We start from the raw sequence: 17,585 nt of genomic DNA, 5'->3' as shown, positions 1-17,585 counted from the left end.
CGGCGGCGCACCGCTCGGTAGGGGCGAGACTGGCTCGTGCTGCGTACATTGAGTTACATGTCAGCGACCATTTCCGCCGCCCTGCCGGCCCTTCACCTGCACCGCAGCGCCGGCCGGGCGGCAGTGCCGGGCCCGGGACGCGGGGGCCGGGCCGGCGGACCGGCCGACACCCGGTGGCACCCGGCGTACGACGACGAGTCGGTCCCACCGGCCGGCCCGGGAGGACCGCGCGGTCCGCTGGGTCCGGGGGGTCCCGGTGGCGGTCCGTCGCCGCGACGGCGGCGACCGCACTGGCGCCGCATCGCGCTGGTGGCCGGCGTCGCGGTGCTGGTGCTGGCCCTGATCGCCGGCGTGGGTGGCTGGTTCTACGCCCGCAGCCTGGACAACAACATGGCCCGCACCGACCCGTTCTCGGAGATCACCGGTGACCGGCCGGCCAAGGCGGTGAACGGCGCGCTCAACATCCTGATGGTGGGCACCGACTCGCGGGATCCGGACGCGCCGATGGACCGGGCCGGTGAGTGGCGGGCCGACACGATCATCGTCATGCACATCCCCGCCGACCACAAGCAGGCGTACCTCGTCTCCATCCCTCGGGACCTGTACGTGCCGATCCCGGAGAGCGCCGGTGCCGGATGTGAGACAGGCCAACGGCGCAAGATCAACGCCGCGTTCGCGTTCGGTGGTCTTCCCCTGGCGGTACGCACGGTCGAGTGCTTCACCGACGTGCACATCGATCACGTGATGGCCATCGACTTCGCCGGGTTCAAGCAGGTCACCGACGCCCTCGGCGGGGTGGACCTGGAGGTGGAGCAGACCATCACCTCGATCCACAAGCCGTACCGGAAGTTCACCAAGGGCACCAACCACATGAACGGCGCCGAGGCCCTGGACTGGATCCGTCAGCGCAAGCAGTTCCCGGACGGCGACTTCGCCCGGATGCGCCACCAGCAGGATTTCCTCCGGGCGCTGATGGACAAGGCGGCGAGCACCGGCACGCTCACCAACCCGAAGAAGCTCAACGCCTTCCTCCAGTCGGTCACCGAAGCGGTCACCGTCGACCAGGGCTTCTCGCTCACCGACATGGCGGTGCAGTTCCGCAATCTGCGCGGCGAGAACCTGACCTTCGTCACCAGCCCGCACCTGGGCAGCCAGACCATCAACGGTGAGTCGGTGGTCGTCTCCGACCGGGAGAAGGCGCTGACGATGTACCGGGCGATGGCCGGGGACACGATGGCCGACTGGATGCGGGTCAACAAACCGTCGACCACCGGCAACGGCTGACCACGACCGGTACGCCAGGAACGGCCGATCGTCTACTTTGCTGTGGACGGTCGGCCATTTCAGCAGGATGACGTGGTAGAGAACGTGAACTGGACACCACGTGAACTCGCCAGCGCCGGAATGCGAACGTAAAGTGTTCCCGCCCCCTTCTGCGTACACGAGCTGGAGCACGCATGCCGGTTCACAGCCCCTCCCTGCTTGAGCCGCCGCGCGCGTCCGCCGCCCCGCCCACCCGCAACGCCGGGTCCGGTAAATCCGGCAAGAAGCGCACCCGGCGCAAGGATCCGCTCTGGGCCCGGCTCACCGTGGTCTTCGGTGCCGCGCTGATGATGACGAGTGGGGTGGCGATCGTCGGCAGCAAGGCGGTGATCAGTCAGGCCACCGGCAGCATCTCCCAGCGCAACCTGCTCGGCGATGCCGGCAAGACCTCCGCGGAGGGTGGCGCCGACCTCAAGGGCCCGATCGACATGCTGCTGCTGGGGGTCGACGCCCGGGAGCGCTGGGCGGCCGACGACGTGCGCGCGGACAGCATCATCGTGCTGCACATCCCGGCCACCCACGACCAGGCGTACCTGATCTCGATTCCCCGGGACACCGAGGCGCGGATCCCGGCGTTCGAGAAGACCGGGTACCCGGGCGGCGTCGGTAAGATCAACGGCGCGTTCCAGGCCGGTGCCCAGAACGGCGGCGGCTGGGAGGGCGGCGCCCAGTTGATGGCGCAGACGATCAAGGGCATGACCGGGGTCAGCTTCGACGGTGCCGCCATCATCAACTTCGGCGGCTTCAAGAAGGTGATCGACTCACTCGGCTCGGTGCGCATCTGCCCGAAGCAGGAGGTCACCTCGATCCACATGTCGTACGTCGACGGCGAGCCGATGTGGAACGCGGACGCCAAGAAGACCGGCAAGCCCCGCACCCCGGTGGTGCACAAGAAGGGCTGCCAGGAGATGGAGGGGTGGGCGGCCCTGGACTTCTCCCGCCAGCGGTACGGCCTCAAGAACAGCGACTACGACCGCCAGCAGAACCAGCAGCAGCTGATCAAGGCGATGGCGAAGAAGGCCACCCAGAACGGCAGCCTGACCAACCCGGTCAAGCTGAACCAGCTGATCAAGGCGGCCGGCAAGGCGTTCATCCTGGACACCGGTGGGGTGCCGGTGGAGGACTTCGTGTTCACCATGCGCGGGGTGACCGGCAACGAGCTGATCATGCTGAAGACCAACGGCGGCACGTACAACGCCAAGGGCAACGGCACCGAGGCGCTGAGCGAGCAGACCCTGGACATGTTCCAGGCGGTTCGCAAGGACAAGCTCGCCGAGTTCGTGTTCTACAACCCCGAGGTGATCTCCTCACGGAAGTGACCGGCCGGCTCGTGATGACCGAACCGCCGACACTCCCGGCGACGCTTCCGTAACCTGACGTGAGAAAGATTCATGTCAGGTCTGCGGGAGGGACGTCACGGCCAGGTCTGGACGGACGAGCGGAAAGCGGTCGCCGGGCGCGCCGGCCCGACGACCGCGATGGCCCCGCGTGCTGCTCGGCGTCGGGCTGACGGTGCTGCTGCTGGCCACGCTCGCCGTGGTCGGGCTGCGGGTGCTCACCGACCGGTACGAAGGCACGATGACCCGGGCGGAGCTGCTCGACCCGAGCGCCCGCGCCGACCACACCGACCTGGACGGCCCGCTCAACTACCTGCTCGTCGGTTCGGACCGGCGTCCCGGTGACGCCGGCTCCGAGCAGCGCACCGACACCATCCTGATCGTGCACGTGCCGCCCGGGCTACGCGAGGGCTACCTGGTCTCCGTGCCGCGCGACCTGCTGGTGGCCATTCCGCCGGGCGGCGGCTACCCCGGCGGCGAAGACAAGATCAATACGGCGTACGAGTACGGCGGCGGCGGCCAGCCCGGTGCGCACCTGCTCTCGGCCACCCTGGCCCGACTCACCGGCCTCCGCTTCGACGGTGCCGCACTCGTCGACTTCGCCGGCCTGCGAAACGTGATCGACCTGCTCGGTGGGGTCGAGATGTGCGTACGCAGCGAGGTTCGGTCGATCCACACCGACCGGGTCTTCCGTCCGGGCTGCCAGCGGATGGACGGCGCGCAGGCGTTGGACTACGTGCGCCAGCGCTACGACCTGCCGGGCGGCGACTACGACCGGCAGACCCATCAGCAGCAGTTGCTGGGGGCGATGCTGGAACAGGCCGGCGAGACCCGGCTGCGCACCGACCCGGTACGGCTGCACCGGCTGATCGGGGCCGTCGGCGACTCGCTGACCGTGGACACCAACGGTGTGCCGGTGGAGGACCTGTTGCTGGCCCTGCACGGCCTGGCCACCGACGGACTACGGGGCGTGCAGGTACCGTCCTACCCCCAGATGATCGACCAGGTGTCCTACGTCCGGCTCGACGACGAGGGTGACGGGCTGTTCGCGGCGGTTCGCGGCAGCCGGATGTCGGACTGGGCCGGCGCCCATCCACGCTGGGTGACCCGGCTCTGACCGGCACCGGGCCGGGAACGGACGGTGGCCGCCGTGCGGTCGCGGGCAGCCGCGCGGCGAGGTTCTAGGCTTGGTACCCGTGTTCGGACCTCAGATACCCACCGTGACCGTTTCCGAGATCAACGATCAGACGTACCTGCTCGACGTCCGGGAGGACGACGAGTGGGCCGCCGGCCACGCCCCCGGCGCCCACCACCTGCCGATGATGGAGCTCCCCGCCCGCCTGGCCGAGGTGCCGACGGACCGCGACGTGGCGGTCATCTGCCGTTCCGGCGGACGATCCGCTCAGGTCGTGGCGTATCTGCTGCGCAACGGCTGGGAACAGGTGAGCAACGTCACCGGAGGAATGGGCGACTGGGCGTCGGCCGGTCGACCGGTGGTCGGCTCCGACGGGCAGCCGGGCCGGGTTCTGTAGGACACGAACCGTGGCCGGACCCCTCGTCTTCGCCCACCGTGGCGCCTCGTACGACCTGCCGGAGCACACCCTCGCCGCCTATCTGCGCGCCCTCGACGAGGGCGCCGACGGGCTGGAGTGTGACGTCCGGTTGACCCGGGACGGGCACCTCGTCTGCGTACACGACCGGCGGCTGGACCGGACCAGCAACGGTCGCGGTCTGGTCAGCGCCCGTACGCTCGCCGAGTTGGAGCAGTTGGACTTCGGTTCCTGGCATCCGGGGGGTGTTCCGGCCAACGGCGACGAGGTGCTCGACGACGCACACACCCGGTTGCTCACCCTCGAACGGCTGCTGGAGGCGGTGCTGGCCGCCGGCCGGCCGGTCCGGCTGCTCGTGGAGACCAAACATCCGTCCCGCTACGGCGGCAACGTGGAGCGGCGGCTGGTCACGCTGCTGCACCGGTACGGGCTGGCCGAGCCACGCCCGGACGCACCGGTACGGGTCACTGTGATGTCCTTCTCCCCGCTGGCGGTGCGCCGGATCCGGACGCTGGCTCCGGCGCTGCCGACCGTGCTCCTGCTGGAAGTGCTGCCCCGTTGGTTGCCCATGGGTCGGCTGCCCTTCGGTGCCGGCATCGCCGGACCGGGGATCGCGCTGGTCCGCGCCCGCCCGGCCCTGGTGCCGGCGCTGCGGGCGGCCGGCAACCAGGTCTACGTGTGGACCGTGAACGAACCGGCCGACCTCGACCTGGTGCTGGCAGCGGGGGTGGACGGCGTGATCACCGACCGTCCGGCGCAGACTCTCGCCCGGCTGCGTCGCTAATCGCAGCCGGGCCGGGGGTGCCCGGAAACGCGGCCGGCAGGCACACTCGGGTCATGCCGGACCGCACCGACTACTCGGCTCTGATCGCCGGGCACACCGCCGTCATCGAGATGATCAACTCTGGTGACGCGGGTCTGCCGGTGCTGACCCAGCTGCTCCGGGTGGCCCAGCCGGCGCTCGGGGCAGCCGGGATGGCGTTCGTGGAGTTCGCGCCGAGCGGCGGCCGGGTGATCGCCGCCACCGGTGCCGCCGAGTGGACCGTCGGCCGGCCGCTGCCCGCCAACGACCCGGTCACCATCTGCCTGCTCGCCGGTCCCCGGGTGCAGTGCGTACGGACCGACCGGTTCACCAACGCGCTCGCCGGCGAACTGGCCGAGCGCGGCCTGCGACGGATGGTCGTCTCCCGGGCCGAGATCGGTGGCCACACCGTCGGCAGCCTGCACGCCCTCTACCTCGCCGGCGACGAGGAACCCACGGCGGAGGAACGCGGCGTGGTCGGATACCTCGGCTCGTGCATCGCCCACATGTACGGCGACCAGAGCGGCCTGCCCGTGCACGGCGACGGTCCGGTGGTCGCGGCGCTCGCCGACGGCCTGGCCGTGGTCGACCGGGACGCCCAGGTACGACTCTGGAATCCGGCCGCCGCGCAGGTGACCGGCCGGTCCACGGCAGAGGCGATGAACCAACCGCTACCTTTCCCGCTGCCGCCGTCGGGGCAGGTTCTCGATCATCGACTGCCGAGCGGACGCTGGTTGCGGATCACCTCCGGGGAGCTGCCGGGCCCCGGCGCCCTGCGGGTGGTCACCTTCCGCGACACCACCGACCAGCAGCGGCACGACCACGAACGGGATCTCTTCGTCGCGGTCACCAGCCACGAACTGCGTACCCCGGTCACCGTCATCAAGGGCTACGCGGACACCCTCACCGACCACTGGGAGTCGCTGAGCGAGACCGACCGGCGGCAGGCGGCCCGGGTCATCGGCCAGCGGGCCAACGAGCTGGCCCGGCTGCTCGACCGGCTGCTCTCGTCCGCGGCCGAGGCGTGGCCGGGCGACGGGCCACCGGCCCCCTTCGACCTGACCGAGACGCTCCGGGTCGCGATCGCCGATCTGCCCGCGGACCTGCGTCGACGGACCACCCTCGAGGTGCCGGCCGAACTGCCCAGAGCGATCGGGCATCGGCAGAGCCTGGCCACCGTGCTCACCGAACTCGTCACCAACGCCGGCAAGTACTCCCCACCCGACTCCCCGATCGACGTCGCCGCCGGTGCGGACGGCCAGACGGTCTGTTTCCGGGTCGCCGACCGGGGCATCGGCGTACGCCCGGAGCACGTGGAACGGGCCTTCGACCGGTTCTGGCAGGGCGACTCCGGTGACCGGCGTCGCTATCCCGGCACCGGTCTCGGCCTCTATCTGGTCCGCCGGATCGTTGAACAACAGAATGGCTGGGTATTCCTTCGTCCGAGAAGTGGTGGGGGTACGGTCGCAGAGGTGCGGCTGCCCCGCAGGTGACAGTGGGGGTCACGGGGCGAAAGAGGGGCAGAGGTGGCGACGACAGCTGTCGAACGGGCGTGGTGCGTGGTGGTGCCGCACCATCCCAGTGGGGCGCGGATCGCCCGGCACCGGCTCGCCGCCGAGCTGGCCGGAGCCGTCTCCCCGGCGATGCTCGCGGATCTGGTGGCGGTCCTGGCCGAGCTGGTCGGCAACGCGGTCCGGCATGCCGACCCGCTGCCGGGCGGCGTGGTCCGGGTCGCCTGGCGGCTGCGCTACCCGCCCGAGGGGCCGCAGCTGCGACTCCGGGTCACGGACGGCGGGGCCGCGAGTGGCCCACGGATCCGCCCACCCGATCCGGACGCGGCCGACGGGCGCGGCCTGCACATCGTCTCCGGTCTGGCGACCAGCTGGGGTGTGGAACGCGATGGGCTCGGTCAGAGCGTCTGGGCCGACTTCGATCCGGTCGGCGACCGGCCGGCGCTGGTGACGACCGGCTGAACCGGTGGGTCGACCCGTCGTCGCGGCGCGCAGGCGGGTCCGGCCCCCACCGGCCGCCGGAGGGCTCTAGGCTGTGTCGCCGTGAGCAAGCGTCGAAAGAACCAGCGGGCGGCCACCGCCTCCGGCAAGCGGGAACGGATCCGGGACGTCTTCGTTCCCCGGCCCTTCGAGGGGCTGGTCGACGAGCCCGAGTGGATCGCCCTGCGGGAGCTGGTGCCGGCCGCCTCCGCGCCCCTGCGGCTGATCCCGGCACTCGTCGACGAGCACGGCGACCGGCCGGTCACCCTGGCCACCGTGCTGCCGATGGCCGCTCCCGCGATGAGCCGGGACGACGGCCACATCTTCATCGGGCTTCAGCGTCATCTCCAGTCCGGTGACGTCTCGCGCGATCTGGCCGAGTCGCTGCTCTGCGCACTGCGTACCGCCCCGGGCGCACAGGTCGCGGTGCCACCACTGCCCGGCCCGGGTCCCCGGTTGCAGGACATCCTGGTCGACGGCCCGTTGGAGGTCAGCCTGCACGAGGGCTTCGAGTTCTGGCTGGCTCCCGAGGCCGCCGAGGATCCGACCGTGCGCGCCTCCCTGGAGCGGGCCAACGCGGCGATCTATCCGACGCAGCGACTGGCCGCCGCGCGTGCCGCGTACTGGTGCCGGGTGTCGGAGAAGGCCCACGTCCGCTGGGTGCTGCCGGAGGCCGAGGAGGCCGCCCTGGACGCGCTGGCCCGGCTCGGCGCGGCCGGCTCACTGACCCTCGGCGAGGCGACCCGGTTCGCCGGCATGTTCCGGGCGCACGGACGGCTCGTGCCGGTCTGGGATCTGCCCGAGGAGATTCCGGCGGGTGACTGGGAGCAGCCGGTAGCCGACTTCGCCAAGCGGTACGCCGACGCCCTGTCCGAGACCGGCCCGCTCGACGCCGATGCCCGCCGGTCCCGGCAGGGGCTGCTCGGCCGCCAACTCACCCTGCGCTGAGCCACCCGCCGGTCATCCGGACCGGACCGGGCTGCGCTCCCGCAGCATCGGGCAGGACATGCAACGGGGGCCACCACGCCCCGAGCCCAGCTCCGAGCCGGCGATCGGGATGAGTTCGATGCCGGCCCGCTCCAACTGGGCGTTGGTCTCGACGTTGCGCTCGTAGCCGACGCAGAGTCGGGGCGCGAGTGCCAGGGTGTTGTTGCCGTCGTCCCACTGTTCCCGTTCGGCGGTCACCGGGTCGAGCCCGGTGTCGATCACCCGGAGCCGATCCAGGTCCATCGCGTCGGCGGCGGCCCGCAGGAACGGCGACGGTCCGTCCACCCGCGGGTCCTCGCCGTCAGCGCCAGCGATGACGGTGTACGCCGACAGGGTGCTGGCCACGTTCGGGTACATCAGCACCGCGTCGGTGTCGACCATCGTGCAGATCGTGTCCAGGTGCATGGTGGCCCGTTCCTGGGCGATCGGTACGACGAGGATGGTGTGCGCCAGTCCGGCCGCGAAGACCCGCCGCGCGAGGCGTTCGGCACCGGCGGGAGTCGTCCGCTCGCCGACACCGACGGCCAGCACCCCGGGTGCCAGCAGTAGTACGTCACCGCCCTCCAGCGGCTCCAGGCCCGGCCGGTAGACGAACTCGGTGCCGGCGAACCGGGGGTGGTGGCGGTAGATGGCGTCGGTGAGCGTGGTCTCCCGCCGCCGGGCGGGCATCGCCAGGCTCGTCACGCCGACCCGGTCACCGATCCACAGTGACGAGTCACGGGTGAACAGCAGGTTGGGCAGCGGGTCGATGATGAAGTCGTGTCGGTCCATCAGGGTGTAGACGAGGCCACCTCGACGGTCCCGGCCGACCCGCAACTCCTCGTGGGCCAGTCCGGCCACGAGGACGCCGGCCAGCGCGGCCGGATCGAGGTACGCCAGGTGCGCGGCGACCCGGGCGCGCAGGGTGTCGCCGAGCCGGGGCGAGTCGAGCACCTCGGCGGTCAGCTCGTTCCGGGCGTCCGGCACGGCCAGCGTCTCGCTGAGCAGGTCGGTCAGGTAGAGCACCTCGACGCCGCGTTCCCGCAGGGCCCCCGCGAAGGCGTCGTGCTCCTCCTGTGCCCGCCCCACCCACGGGATCGCGTCGAAGAGCAACGAATCGTTGTTGCGCGGGGTGAGTCGGGCGAGTTCCGGCCCCGGCCGGTGCAACAGGACGGTGCCGAGCCGGCCGACTTCACTGTCCACGTAGTGGCTCACCCCCGCAGCGTAGGGCAGGGTTTGGCGGTATCCGGTAAAACAACCGTGGGTGAATATGGCATTCATCCACAGTCATTCCGGCGCTCCGGCTTGCCGACCACCGGGACTGGCAACGTAGGGTAGTGAGAACGTAACTTCGAGGGACCTTTTGCCGGAGGTCGCGATGACTGTTTTCCCCGCACGTCGAGCCGTACCGTCCGCCAGGGCGCTCCCGCCAGTGGCGGTACCGCACCCCCGGGTCGAGTCTCCCGGGGTGGTCGCGACTCCTCGCCCGTCCCCGTTGGAGTGGGCCCGCCGCCGTCGGGCGGAGCGCGGCGCGCGACGGCTGGAAGCGGCCGGCGCCCGCGCACTCGGTCAGCTCGACCATCTCGGGCCGGCCTGGCACGTCATCGACTGGCCCCGCACCGACGCGGCCGACGTCCTGCTCGACGACCCCGCGGACAACCGGGCCGGGTTCCTGGCCATCGGCCCGAGTGGGCTCTTCGCCGTCACCATCGCCGACCACGGCCGCGCCCGCGTTCTGGTCGCCGGTGACGTGGTGCAGATCAACGGCAAGCGCCCGCCTTACGTGGCCGAGGCCCGCCGCGACGCCCGACGGGCGAGCAAGGCGCTGACCGCCGCGGTCGGCCATCCGATCCCGGTGACCCCGGTGCTCACCTTCGTGGGATCCGGGGTGATCAGCGTCTACGGCCTGCCCAAGGACTGCCTGATGGCGACCCATCGGGAACTCGACCGACTGCTGGTGGCCGGCGGTAACCGGATCAGCCCGGCCACCGCCGAGAAGCTCTCCCGGGTCGCGCAGCACCCCGGGACCTGGGGCAACGGTGGCTACCCACCGGCGGCCGACTACCGGTGGTACGAGGACGGCCGAATGGCCGCTGACAAGCCGGCCGGCCGCCGGTAACGTCAGCGGCGACGCCACGCGGCCGGGGCGGCCCAGCTCCCGCCGGCCCGCGCCGTCGCCGACCGGGCACTGATCAACACCGACGCAACCGTACGCCCAACGCGGTCGGCGGTCGCTGCCGCGACCGGCTAGCGTGGACGCATCGTCGGTGTGCATAGGAGGCTCGGTGGCCCACGTCGAACTCTCGCTATCGGAAGTGTTCGCGCCCTCCGGGGGGACACCGACAGAGCCTGAGTGCGACAACATCAGCCGCTGGTCGGCCACGGTCTCCAGTGCGCACGAGCCCTGCCTGCTGATCGACGCCGAGACCCGGGTGCTGGCCGTCTCCGCCGCCGGTTGTGAGCTGCTCCAACTGGGCGCACCGGAGGACGTGATCGGTCTGCCGCTGCTCGACGGCGGGCTGCGGCTGCTCGACTTCACCGCCTACCGGGGCGAGTTGGCCGAGCCCGAGATCGACAAGATTCCGCCGCTGCTGGCGCTCACCTCCGGCCGGCTGGCTCGTGGTCTGCTCCGGATCGAGGCGGCGACGGAGGACGCACCGGACGCGACGGTGGACGCGATCTCCACCCCCGTGGTCGCCGACGGCGCGGTGGCTGGCTCCCTCACCTTCTTCTCCGAGGTCTGACTTCCTCCTACCATGGGCTCGGCCCCCGCCAGTCCGTGTCTCCCGTCATGAGGACCACCCCCGTGCCGCCCTCCTCGCCGTTCCACGCCGTCCCCGGCCGGACGACCACCGGCTTCCGTACCGGTGCCCACGTGGCCCTCCGCCTCGGCCGGCGGCGCCGCCGACTGGTCGGTGTCACCATGCTGGCCGCACTGCTGACCGTCGGATGCGGCGCGCCCCCGGAGGTCCGCGACAGCGGCGGCCTGCCGACCCTGGCGCCCACCCGGACACCGAGCAGCCCGACCAGCCCCGCCACCCCGTCGTTCGGCGCACTTCCCGGCGCCGTTCCGACCATGCCGTCGGCCGACCCCGGGTTGGTCGCGGTGGCCTGCACCGGGGAACCGTCCGCGAAACGGATCATCGAGTTGGTGCGGGGTCGGCGTGGGCTGCTGCCCGGCAGCGCCCGGGTCAGCGTCAGCAAGGGTCCGTTGTGTGCCGCCGACTGGCACCTGACCACGCTCGACGTGGCCGGCTACGAGCCGCTCCAGGTGGTCACCCGGGACCGGGCCGGAACGCTGCGCCTGGTGACCGCCGGCACCGACGTGTGCACGGCCGAGGTGCGGGTCGCCAGTCCGCCCGGTATCCAGGCGTTGACCTGTGGCAGTGACGGCGGTGTTCCGGTGCCGGTCCCGACGCCGTCGACCCCGTCACCCACGCCGTCGGGCTCGTCGCCGACTCCGGGTGCGTAGGCTGAGCACATGCCGGGAACGCCGCCGACCCGTTTCGTCTACCTCGGTCCCGAGGGCACCTTCGCCGAGCAGGCACTGCGTACGTTGCCGGCCGCAGAGCGGGGCAGCCGCACGTCGGCCCGCAGCGTCGGTGAGGCGCTGGAGGCGGTCCGCGCCGCCGAGGCCGACGCGGCTCTGGTGCCCCTGGAGAATTCGATCGGCGGCGCGGTCGGGGTCACCCTCGACGAGTTGGCCGAGGGCGAGCCGCTGGTCATCACCCGAGAAGTGATCCTGCCGGTGGAGTTCGTACTCGGGGCACGCGCGGGAACCCTGCTGCCGTCGGTGCGTAGCGTCGCCGCCCACCCCCAGGCGTCCACCCAGTGCCGAGGTTGGCTGCGTACGCACCTGCCGGACGCGGTCGTGGTGGATGTGCTGTCCAACGGTGCGGCGGCGGCCGGCGCGGCCAACGGTGAGTTCGACGCGGCCATCTGCGCCCCCATCGGCGCGACCCGACACCGGCTCGCCGTCCTGGCTGACAAGATCGCTGACCATCCGGACGCGGTGACCCGCTTCGCGCTGTTGTCGCGGCCCGGGCCACCTCCGCCGCCCACCGGCGACGACGTGACGTCGCTCGCCGTCTACATCGCGCACGACCGGGTGGGCGCGCTGCTGTCCGTGCTGATGGAGCTGGCGGTCCGCGGGGTCAACCTGACCCGGATCGAGTCCCGGCCCACGGGCGAGGCGCTCGGCCGGTACGTCTTCTTCCTCGACTGCACCGGTCACGTCGCCGACGTGCGGATGGGCGAGGCGTTGCAGGGGCTGCGCCGGATCTGCGCCGACGTACGCTTCCTCGGCTCGTATCCCCGACACCGCTGGGACGCGTCGACCAGGGAACGGCCGGTGGCCGCACCGGCAGGCCTTTCCGATGCGGACTACACCGACGCCGCGGCCTGGCTCGCCCGGCTACGCGCGGGCGAGCTGACCTGAGCGGCTCCGCGCGCGCCGCCTGCCGGCGCAACCGGGCCCTGGCTTTGCCGGCCGGCGTGAGCGCCGCCAGGACCGGCTACCGGAACAGGCCGCCGAGCACTCCGCCCTGGTCCTGCTGGCCGCTACCCATGATCGGTGGCTCCTCGGAGGGCTGGACGACGACGAAGCCGTGACCGGCGAAGCTCATCGTGTACGCCTCACCGGTGGTGCGGCCGAGCAGCGTGCCGAGCCCGAGCTGGTCGGCCCGGTGGTAACCGGTCTGCAGGCTCGCCGACCAGCAGACGGCGGCCTGCGGGTCGACGTAGGTGGGCGCGTCGACGTTGAGTACGACCGGCGTCCCCCGGGTGGTGACGGCGATCCTGCCGTGCCCGGTGAAGACGCAGTTGAACAGGCCGGACGAGGCCATGCCGGCCCCGCCGACCATCTTGATGTCATAACGGAGGGTGGCGTCGAAGGCGAGCACGCTCGAGCCGTTGATGGACAGGGCGTCGCCCGGCTCCAGGTCGATGACGTGCACGTCCTTGGCGAAGTCGGCGAGGAAGACGTCCCCGCGTCCGGTGAGTTTCATCAGCGGTACGCCCTCACCGGTGAGCTTCTGCTTGATGAAGTTGCCCAGTCCACCGGAGCCGAGCGCCTGAAACTGCACCTGCCCCTGGTAGGCCACCATCGAGCCGACCCGGGCCATCGCCTCACCGTCGAGTTCGATCTTCAACATCTTGGAGTTCTGCAACCGCATGCCGGGTTGCGTCGACTCCTGCTCCAGATTCGCCGCCGAGAACAGCTCGCTGCGCATGTTTCCTCCCGTACTCGCCGTACCTGGCCGAGACGGTAGGGCCGGCCCGCAACCCCGGGCGGCGGCCCCTCAGCCCCAGCCCAGCTCGTGCAGGCGCGCGTCGTCGATGCCGAAGTGGTGAGCGATCTCGTGCACCACCGTGACGGCCACCTCGTCGACCACGTCCTCGTCGCTGGCACAGATGCGCAGGATCGGATTGCGGTAGATGAGGATCCGGTCCGGCAGTACGCCCGCGTAGTCCCAGCCGCGTTCGGTCAACGCGTGTCCCTCGTACAGGCCGAGCAGATCCTCGCCGGGCGGCGGGTCGTCCTCGACCAGGATCACCACGTTGTTCATCAGCGCCAGCAGTTCCTCCGGAACCTCGTCGAGCGCCTCCCCCACGAGCTCCTCGAACCGCTCCCGCCCCATCTCCACCGCCACGCCCCCATTCTTCCCCACCCCGCCCGCGATCTTGCACTTCCGGTCGCCGCGAACCGGCACAGAAGCCGCGTAACGGAGACCGGAAGCGCAAGATCGACGCGGAAGGGAGAGGGGGTTGGTCAGGAGGTGAGGCGGGCGGTGAGGGTGATCTCGGCGCCGGGCGAGAGCAGGCGGGAGATCGGGCAGTTCTGCTTGGCGGTCTCGGCCAGCTTGGCGAACTGCCCCTCGTCGATGCCGGGCACCTCGCCGACGGTGTCCAGCTCGATCCGGGTCACGGTCATGCCGGCGTCGGTCTTGTCGAGGTGAACCTTCGCGGTGGTCTCCACGGAGGTGGGCGTCGTGCCGGCGTCGGCCAGCGCCTTGGAGAAGGCCATCGAGAAGCAGCCGGCGTGGGCGGCACCGATCAGTTCCTCGGGGTTGGTGCCCTCACCCTCCTCGAAGCGGGACTTGAAGGAGTAGTTCCCCTCCAAGCCGCCCTTGCCGGTGCGGATGGTGCCGGAGCCCTCGGTGAGGTTGCCCTGCCAGCGTGCGGAAGCGGTACGAATAGGCATGCACCTGACGCTAGTCCACCGGCGGCCGGCAGGCGACCGACCGCCGGTGGCCACGTGGTCGTTCCTCGGCGTCGCGTCCCGGCTGTGTCATGATGCGACCCGGACCCCGCAGCGCGGCGGACGCGCGGCGCCCCGGCCACCAGGAGAGGGTGAGTGATGACCCACGACCTCCCCATCCCCCGTCAGGACGACCGTTCCGACAGTGCCAGCGTCATCGAGTGGGGTGCGGAGGACGAGTCGCCGGCGACCGGCCGGTTCCGGCGGGCTCTCGGTGGCCTCGGCGGGGACCACCGGGTGCCGGTGCTGCTGGCCGGGCTCGGTGCGGCGGCAGCCCTGGCGTCGCTGCTGGGCGAATGGTCGACGCTCACCATCCCCAACGGCGGACCGGACCCGGCGACCCCGCTCCAGGTGACAAGCGGCGTCTCCGACGTCGGGCTGGGCTCGGCGTACCTGGTCGGGCTGCTAGCGCTCGGTGCCACGGTGGCGCTCGCGCTGCGCGGCACGGAGTCCGTTCGGGCGAATGCCCGGGTGGCCGGACTCGCCCTCGCCGCGGGTGTGCTCGCGCTGCTGGCGACGACCGCGACGGCGCTCGACGACACGCTGGGACGGGGGATGTACCTGAACCCGGAAATGACCGTGGACGTCGAGTACGGCCGCGGCCTGATCGTCGCCTTCGTCGCCGTCGGGCTGTTCGCCGCCGCGCTCCTGCGGGCCTCGCCCGGAGCGGCCGAAGCCCGGCCAGAGGTGGACGGGCCGCGCCGTCGCCGTCGCCGGACACCGGCGGACGTGGCGCCGGAAGGGGACCGCCCGCCTGCGGACATCACCGTCACACCGACGGTGCCCTTCGCCCGGGAGGCACCGCCCGACTGACCCTCCGCCCCTGGTCGAGAGGTCATCTCCGGTGCGTCGCCCGTTGGCACCCGATTCGCCTGGAAGCCATGGTTGCGACCGGTTCCACGAGGTACGGTTGCTGCCCGCCGTCACGCCGGGTCGCCAATCGACGAGGTGAACGGCTGGTCGCGACGGCGGCGGGCGAAGGAGGAACGATGACCCGCCCGGGCCTGCCCAAGCTGATCGCCACCGACCTCGACGGGACGCTCGTCCGCAGCGACGACACCGTGTCGGCCTTCACTCACGAGGTCCTCGACCGGGTACGCGCCGCCGGTATCCCGGTGGTCGGCGCCACCGGTCGCGGCCCCCGGCTCACCGAACTGACCCGCAACGACATCCGCGCCGCCGATTTCCTCGTGCTGGCGGGCGGTGGCCGGGTGGTCGACCAGAGCGACCCGGACGGACCGGTGGTGCTCCGTGACGAACGCCTCTCCAGCGAGGTGCTGGCCGTCCTGCTGGCCGAACTGGAGGCCGCGGTCGGCCCGCTGACGGTCATGGTCGAGGCGTCGGACGAGCACGACGCCCCGCTCTGGGGTGACTACCACCCCGCCTGGCCCTATCAGGACGCGTTCGAGGTGCGCAGCCGCGCCGAGTGCCTCGCCGGTGACGTGATCAAGGCGTTCGCGCGTACCGCCGACCACCATGTGGACGAGCTGCTGGCCACCGCCCGCGAGATCGTCCCGCCGCACCTCGCCACCCTCACCCAGGCGGGCCTGGGCTTCATCGAGATCTGCCCACCCGGGGTGGACAAGGCTTCCGGGCTCAGTGTCATCGCGCAGACCCTCGGCGTGGACCCGGCGGACGTGCTGGTCTTCGGTGACATGCCGAACGACCTGCCGATGTTCGAGTGGGCCGGCTGGGGGCGGGTGGCCGTGGCCAACGCCCATCCGAGCCTGCGCGCGGTCGCCGACGAGATCACCCTACGCAACGACGACGACGGGGTGGCGATCTATCTCGACCGGCTACTGTCCCGGTGATGGATTCCACGCCACACCTGGTCGCCACCGACATCGACGGGACACTCCTGCGCGACGACCGCACCCTCAGCGCCCGCACCGCCGCGGTGCTGGCCCGGATCTCCGACCAGGGCACGCCGGTCGTGCTGGTCACCGGCCGACCGATCCGCTGGCTCCGGCTGGTGTACGACCAGCTGGCCGCGCCGTTGCCGGCGGTCTGCGCCAACGGCGCGGTGGTCTACGACCCGACCACCGACGAGGTGCTGCGGGCCGACCCGCTGGCCCCGGAACTGCTCGCCGAGGTGGTCCGCCGCCTGCGGGCCGAGGTACCCGGGGTGAGCCTGGCCGTGGAGATCGTCGACGGTCGGGAGATGCGTCACGAGGCGCACTACCCGTTGCGGTGGGACGCCGACGACGAGGCGATCCGGGCCGTGCAGACCGCTGAGGAGCTGTTGTCGGTGCCGGCGGTCAAACTGCTCGCGCGGGCCGGTGAGCAGGACCCGGACCGCTTCACCCGACTGGTCGCCGCCGCCCTCGCCGGGCTCGCGGAGGCCACCCACTCCTCGCACTCCGGGCTGGTGGAGATCTCGGCGGCGGGGGTCACGAAGGCCGCCGGCCTGGCCTGGTACTGCCACCGCATCGGCGTCGCGGCGCCGGACGTGCTGGCCTTCGGCGACATGCCCAACGACCTGCCGATGCTCACCTGGGCGGGACGCGCCGTCGCGGTGGGCAACGCGCACCCGGACGTGCTGGCGATCGCCGACGAGGTCGCTCCGGCGAACTCGTCCGACGGGGTGGCCGCGTACCTGGAGAAGGTCTTCGGAGTGCGGTGAGTCGTCCCGGTGCGACGCGCGGCGAGCGCGACCGCACCGGGACGGTGGTCAGAGGTACTGGCCGGTGCTGTGTCCTTCACCACTCGGCTGACCCATGCCGGGCATCCCGGGCAGCATCGCCCCGGCCGGTCCGCTGGGCAGCGCCTGCCGGCCGGAGCGCATCTGCTCCAGTTGCACCCGGGCCGCCATCTGCTGCGCGACCAGCGCTGCCTGGATGCCGTGGAACAGTCCTTCCAGCCAGCCGACCAGCTGGGCGTGGGCGATGCGCAGCTCGCCCTCACTCGGTGCCTGGTCCTCGGAGAACGGCAGCGAGATCCGTTCCAGTTCCTCGCGCAGCTCGGGGGCGAGTCCCTCCTTCAGCTCGACGATCGACCGTTGGTGGATCTCCCGCATCCGGTGCCGGCTGGCGTCGTCCAGGGGAGCGGCCTTGACCTCCTCCAACAGCTGCTTGATCATGCTGCCGATCCGCATCACCTTGGCCGGCTGTTCGACCAGGCGCGACGGATCCTCGCCGGGTCCGTCCTCGGTCTGCACGGTGCCGACGGGCCGGCCGTCCGGCCCGACCACCACCACGGTTCCGGACCGCCCGGCACCGTCCCGGTCGGGCTCGTCGTTCTGTCCAGCGGAGCGCGCTTCGGTCATGCCCTCCATCTTTACCCAGTCGCCGCCCGCACTGCCCGCCGGCCCGCTGCTGCGGCCCCGGTCGGGCACCCATCCCCCGGCTGGTCGTGAAC

The 17,585-nt window shown here is 71.6% G+C and carries 20 protein-coding genes; 15 read left to right on the top strand and 5 right to left on the bottom strand.

Going from position 1 to position 17,585, the window contains the following annotated elements:
• Nucleotides 1–57 precede the first annotated feature (57 nt).
• The 8 genes from O7605_RS20275 (at nt 58) to O7605_RS20240 (ending at nt 7,951) form a co-directional block, all read left to right on the top strand.
• Nucleotides 58–1,284: an LCP family protein gene (locus tag O7605_RS20275; protein WP_269740619.1), complete on the top strand. Its 1,227-nt coding sequence runs from the start codon at nt 58–60 to the stop codon at nt 1,282–1,284.
• A gap of 173 nt (nt 1,285–1,457) precedes the next feature.
• Nucleotides 1,458–2,642: an LCP family protein gene (locus tag O7605_RS20270; RefSeq protein ID WP_269740618.1), complete on the top strand. Its 1,185-nt coding sequence runs from the start codon at nt 1,458–1,460 to the stop codon at nt 2,640–2,642.
• A 169-nt stretch (nt 2,643–2,811) separates the two neighbouring features.
• Nucleotides 2,812–3,777 carry an LCP family protein gene (locus O7605_RS20265; protein WP_443083948.1) on the top strand — a complete coding sequence of 322 codons (966 nt, stop codon included), beginning with the start codon at nt 2,812–2,814 and terminating at the stop codon, nt 3,775–3,777.
• 79 nt (nt 3,778–3,856) lie between these two features.
• Nucleotides 3,857–4,192 carry a rhodanese-like domain-containing protein gene (locus O7605_RS20260; RefSeq protein WP_269740617.1) on the top strand — a complete coding sequence of 112 codons (336 nt, stop codon included), beginning with the start codon at nt 3,857–3,859 and terminating at the stop codon, nt 4,190–4,192.
• Between the two features lie 10 nt (nt 4,193–4,202).
• Entirely contained in the window at nt 4,203–4,994 is a 792-nt protein-coding gene (locus O7605_RS20255; RefSeq protein ID WP_269740616.1) for a glycerophosphodiester phosphodiesterase, read from the top strand.
• 53 nt (nt 4,995–5,047) lie between these two features.
• The gene (locus O7605_RS20250) at nt 5,048–6,505 is read left to right on the top strand and encodes a sensor histidine kinase (protein WP_269740615.1); all 1,458 of its coding nucleotides are present in this window, start codon (nt 5,048–5,050) and stop codon (nt 6,503–6,505) included.
• Between the two features lie 66 nt (nt 6,506–6,571).
• The gene (locus O7605_RS20245; protein ID WP_269742698.1) at nt 6,572–6,985 is read left to right on the top strand and encodes an ATP-binding protein; all 414 of its coding nucleotides are present in this window, start codon (nt 6,572–6,574) and stop codon (nt 6,983–6,985) included.
• Nucleotides 6,986–7,066: 81 nt separating this feature from the next.
• Complete coding sequence (locus tag O7605_RS20240) at nt 7,067–7,951, top strand: DUF5926 family protein (RefSeq protein WP_269740614.1); 885 nt, start codon at nt 7,067–7,069, stop codon at nt 7,949–7,951.
• 12 nt (nt 7,952–7,963) lie between these two features.
• Here the strand turns inward: O7605_RS20240 and O7605_RS20235 are convergent, their stop codons facing one another.
• A complete protein-coding gene (locus tag O7605_RS20235; RefSeq protein WP_269740613.1) occupies nt 7,964–9,184 on the bottom strand; it encodes an arginine deiminase in 1,221 nt (406 codons plus the stop codon).
• Between the two features lie 163 nt (nt 9,185–9,347).
• On the opposite strand from O7605_RS20235, the gene O7605_RS20230 reads away from it, so the two are divergent.
• The 4 genes from O7605_RS20230 (at nt 9,348) to pheA (ending at nt 12,407) form a co-directional block, all read left to right on the top strand.
• The gene (locus O7605_RS20230; protein WP_269740612.1) at nt 9,348–10,088 is read left to right on the top strand and encodes a hypothetical protein; all 741 of its coding nucleotides are present in this window, start codon (nt 9,348–9,350) and stop codon (nt 10,086–10,088) included.
• Between the two features lie 166 nt (nt 10,089–10,254).
• Nucleotides 10,255–10,713: a PAS domain-containing protein gene (locus tag O7605_RS20225; protein WP_269740611.1), complete on the top strand. Its 459-nt coding sequence runs from the start codon at nt 10,255–10,257 to the stop codon at nt 10,711–10,713.
• A gap of 47 nt (nt 10,714–10,760) precedes the next feature.
• On the top strand, nt 10,761–11,441 hold the full coding sequence (locus O7605_RS20220) for a hypothetical protein (RefSeq protein ID WP_332317139.1): 681 nt from the start codon (nt 10,761–10,763) through the stop codon (nt 11,439–11,441).
• A 9-nt stretch (nt 11,442–11,450) separates the two neighbouring features.
• Nucleotides 11,451–12,407, top strand: a complete 957-nt coding sequence (pheA, locus tag O7605_RS20215; RefSeq protein WP_269740610.1) for a prephenate dehydratase — start codon at nt 11,451–11,453, stop codon at nt 12,405–12,407.
• A gap of 76 nt (nt 12,408–12,483) precedes the next feature.
• Here the strand turns inward: pheA and O7605_RS20210 are convergent, their stop codons facing one another.
• From O7605_RS20210 to O7605_RS20200, 3 genes are all read right to left on the bottom strand, one after another.
• Nucleotides 12,484–13,200, bottom strand: coding sequence for an AIM24 family protein (locus O7605_RS20210; RefSeq protein WP_164448827.1), 717 nt, complete (start codon nt 13,198–13,200; stop codon nt 12,484–12,486).
• Between the two features lie 69 nt (nt 13,201–13,269).
• Nucleotides 13,270–13,614 (bottom strand): metallopeptidase family protein, encoded by a 345-nt coding sequence (locus O7605_RS20205; RefSeq protein ID WP_216592783.1) that lies wholly within the window; start codon nt 13,612–13,614, stop codon nt 13,270–13,272.
• A gap of 125 nt (nt 13,615–13,739) precedes the next feature.
• The gene (locus tag O7605_RS20200; protein WP_269740609.1) at nt 13,740–14,171 is read right to left on the bottom strand and encodes an OsmC family protein; all 432 of its coding nucleotides are present in this window, start codon (nt 14,169–14,171) and stop codon (nt 13,740–13,742) included.
• 156 nt (nt 14,172–14,327) lie between these two features.
• On the opposite strand from O7605_RS20200, the gene O7605_RS20195 reads away from it, so the two are divergent.
• The 3 genes from O7605_RS20195 to O7605_RS20185 all read left to right on the top strand — a co-directional run bounded on the left by O7605_RS20195 (nt 14,328) and on the right by O7605_RS20185 (nt 16,851).
• Nucleotides 14,328–15,041 (top strand): hypothetical protein, encoded by a 714-nt coding sequence (locus O7605_RS20195; RefSeq protein ID WP_269740608.1) that lies wholly within the window; start codon nt 14,328–14,330, stop codon nt 15,039–15,041.
• 176 nt (nt 15,042–15,217) lie between these two features.
• Nucleotides 15,218–16,039, top strand: coding sequence for an HAD family hydrolase (locus O7605_RS20190; protein ID WP_269740607.1), 822 nt, complete (start codon nt 15,218–15,220; stop codon nt 16,037–16,039).
• Nucleotides 16,039–16,851, top strand: a complete 813-nt coding sequence (locus O7605_RS20185; RefSeq protein ID WP_269740606.1) for an HAD family hydrolase — start codon at nt 16,039–16,041, stop codon at nt 16,849–16,851. Before O7605_RS20190 ends, O7605_RS20185 begins: the two co-directional genes overlap by 1 nt.
• A 48-nt stretch (nt 16,852–16,899) precedes the next feature.
• Here the strand turns inward: O7605_RS20185 and O7605_RS20180 are convergent, their stop codons facing one another.
• Nucleotides 16,900–17,502 (bottom strand): bacterial proteasome activator family protein, encoded by a 603-nt coding sequence (locus O7605_RS20180; RefSeq protein ID WP_269742697.1) that lies wholly within the window; start codon nt 17,500–17,502, stop codon nt 16,900–16,902.
• Between the last annotated feature and the right edge of the window lie 83 nt (nt 17,503–17,585).

The organism is Verrucosispora sp. WMMA2121 (assembly GCF_027460185.1).
Taxonomy (GTDB): Bacteria; Actinomycetota; Actinomycetes; order Mycobacteriales; family Micromonosporaceae; genus Micromonospora; species Micromonospora palythoicola.
The sequence above is the reverse complement of the archived record's forward strand: the minus strand, read 5'-3'. Positions and strand labels throughout refer to the sequence as shown.

What these genes read in the sequence shown, in the direction of transcription:
- O7605_RS20275 (WP_269740619.1), top strand. Translation starts at nt 58, where the DNA reads ATGTCAGCGACCATTTCCGCCGCCCTGCCGGCCCTTCACCTGCACCGC.
- O7605_RS20270 (WP_269740618.1), top strand. Translation starts at nt 1,458, where the DNA reads ATGCCGGTTCACAGCCCCTCCCTGCTTGAGCCGCCGCGCGCGTCCGCC.
- O7605_RS20250 (WP_269740615.1), top strand. Translation starts at nt 5,048, where the DNA reads ATGCCGGACCGCACCGACTACTCGGCTCTGATCGCCGGGCACACCGCC.
- O7605_RS20230 (WP_269740612.1), top strand. Translation starts at nt 9,348, where the DNA reads ATGACTGTTTTCCCCGCACGTCGAGCCGTACCGTCCGCCAGGGCGCTC.
- O7605_RS20220 (WP_332317139.1), top strand. Translation starts at nt 10,761, where the DNA reads ATGAGGACCACCCCCGTGCCGCCCTCCTCGCCGTTCCACGCCGTCCCC.
- pheA (WP_269740610.1), top strand. Translation starts at nt 11,451, where the DNA reads ATGCCGGGAACGCCGCCGACCCGTTTCGTCTACCTCGGTCCCGAGGGC.
- O7605_RS20210 (WP_164448827.1), bottom strand. Translation starts at nt 13,200, where the DNA reads ATGCGCAGCGAGCTGTTCTCGGCGGCGAATCTGGAGCAGGAGTCGACG.
- O7605_RS20200 (WP_269740609.1), bottom strand. Translation starts at nt 14,171, where the DNA reads ATGCCTATTCGTACCGCTTCCGCACGCTGGCAGGGCAACCTCACCGAG.
- O7605_RS20195 (WP_269740608.1), top strand. Translation starts at nt 14,328, where the DNA reads ATGACCCACGACCTCCCCATCCCCCGTCAGGACGACCGTTCCGACAGT.
- O7605_RS20190 (WP_269740607.1), top strand. Translation starts at nt 15,218, where the DNA reads ATGACCCGCCCGGGCCTGCCCAAGCTGATCGCCACCGACCTCGACGGG.
- O7605_RS20185 (WP_269740606.1), top strand. Translation starts at nt 16,039, where the DNA reads ATGGATTCCACGCCACACCTGGTCGCCACCGACATCGACGGGACACTC.
- O7605_RS20180 (WP_269742697.1), bottom strand. Translation starts at nt 17,502, where the DNA reads ATGGAGGGCATGACCGAAGCGCGCTCCGCTGGACAGAACGACGAGCCC.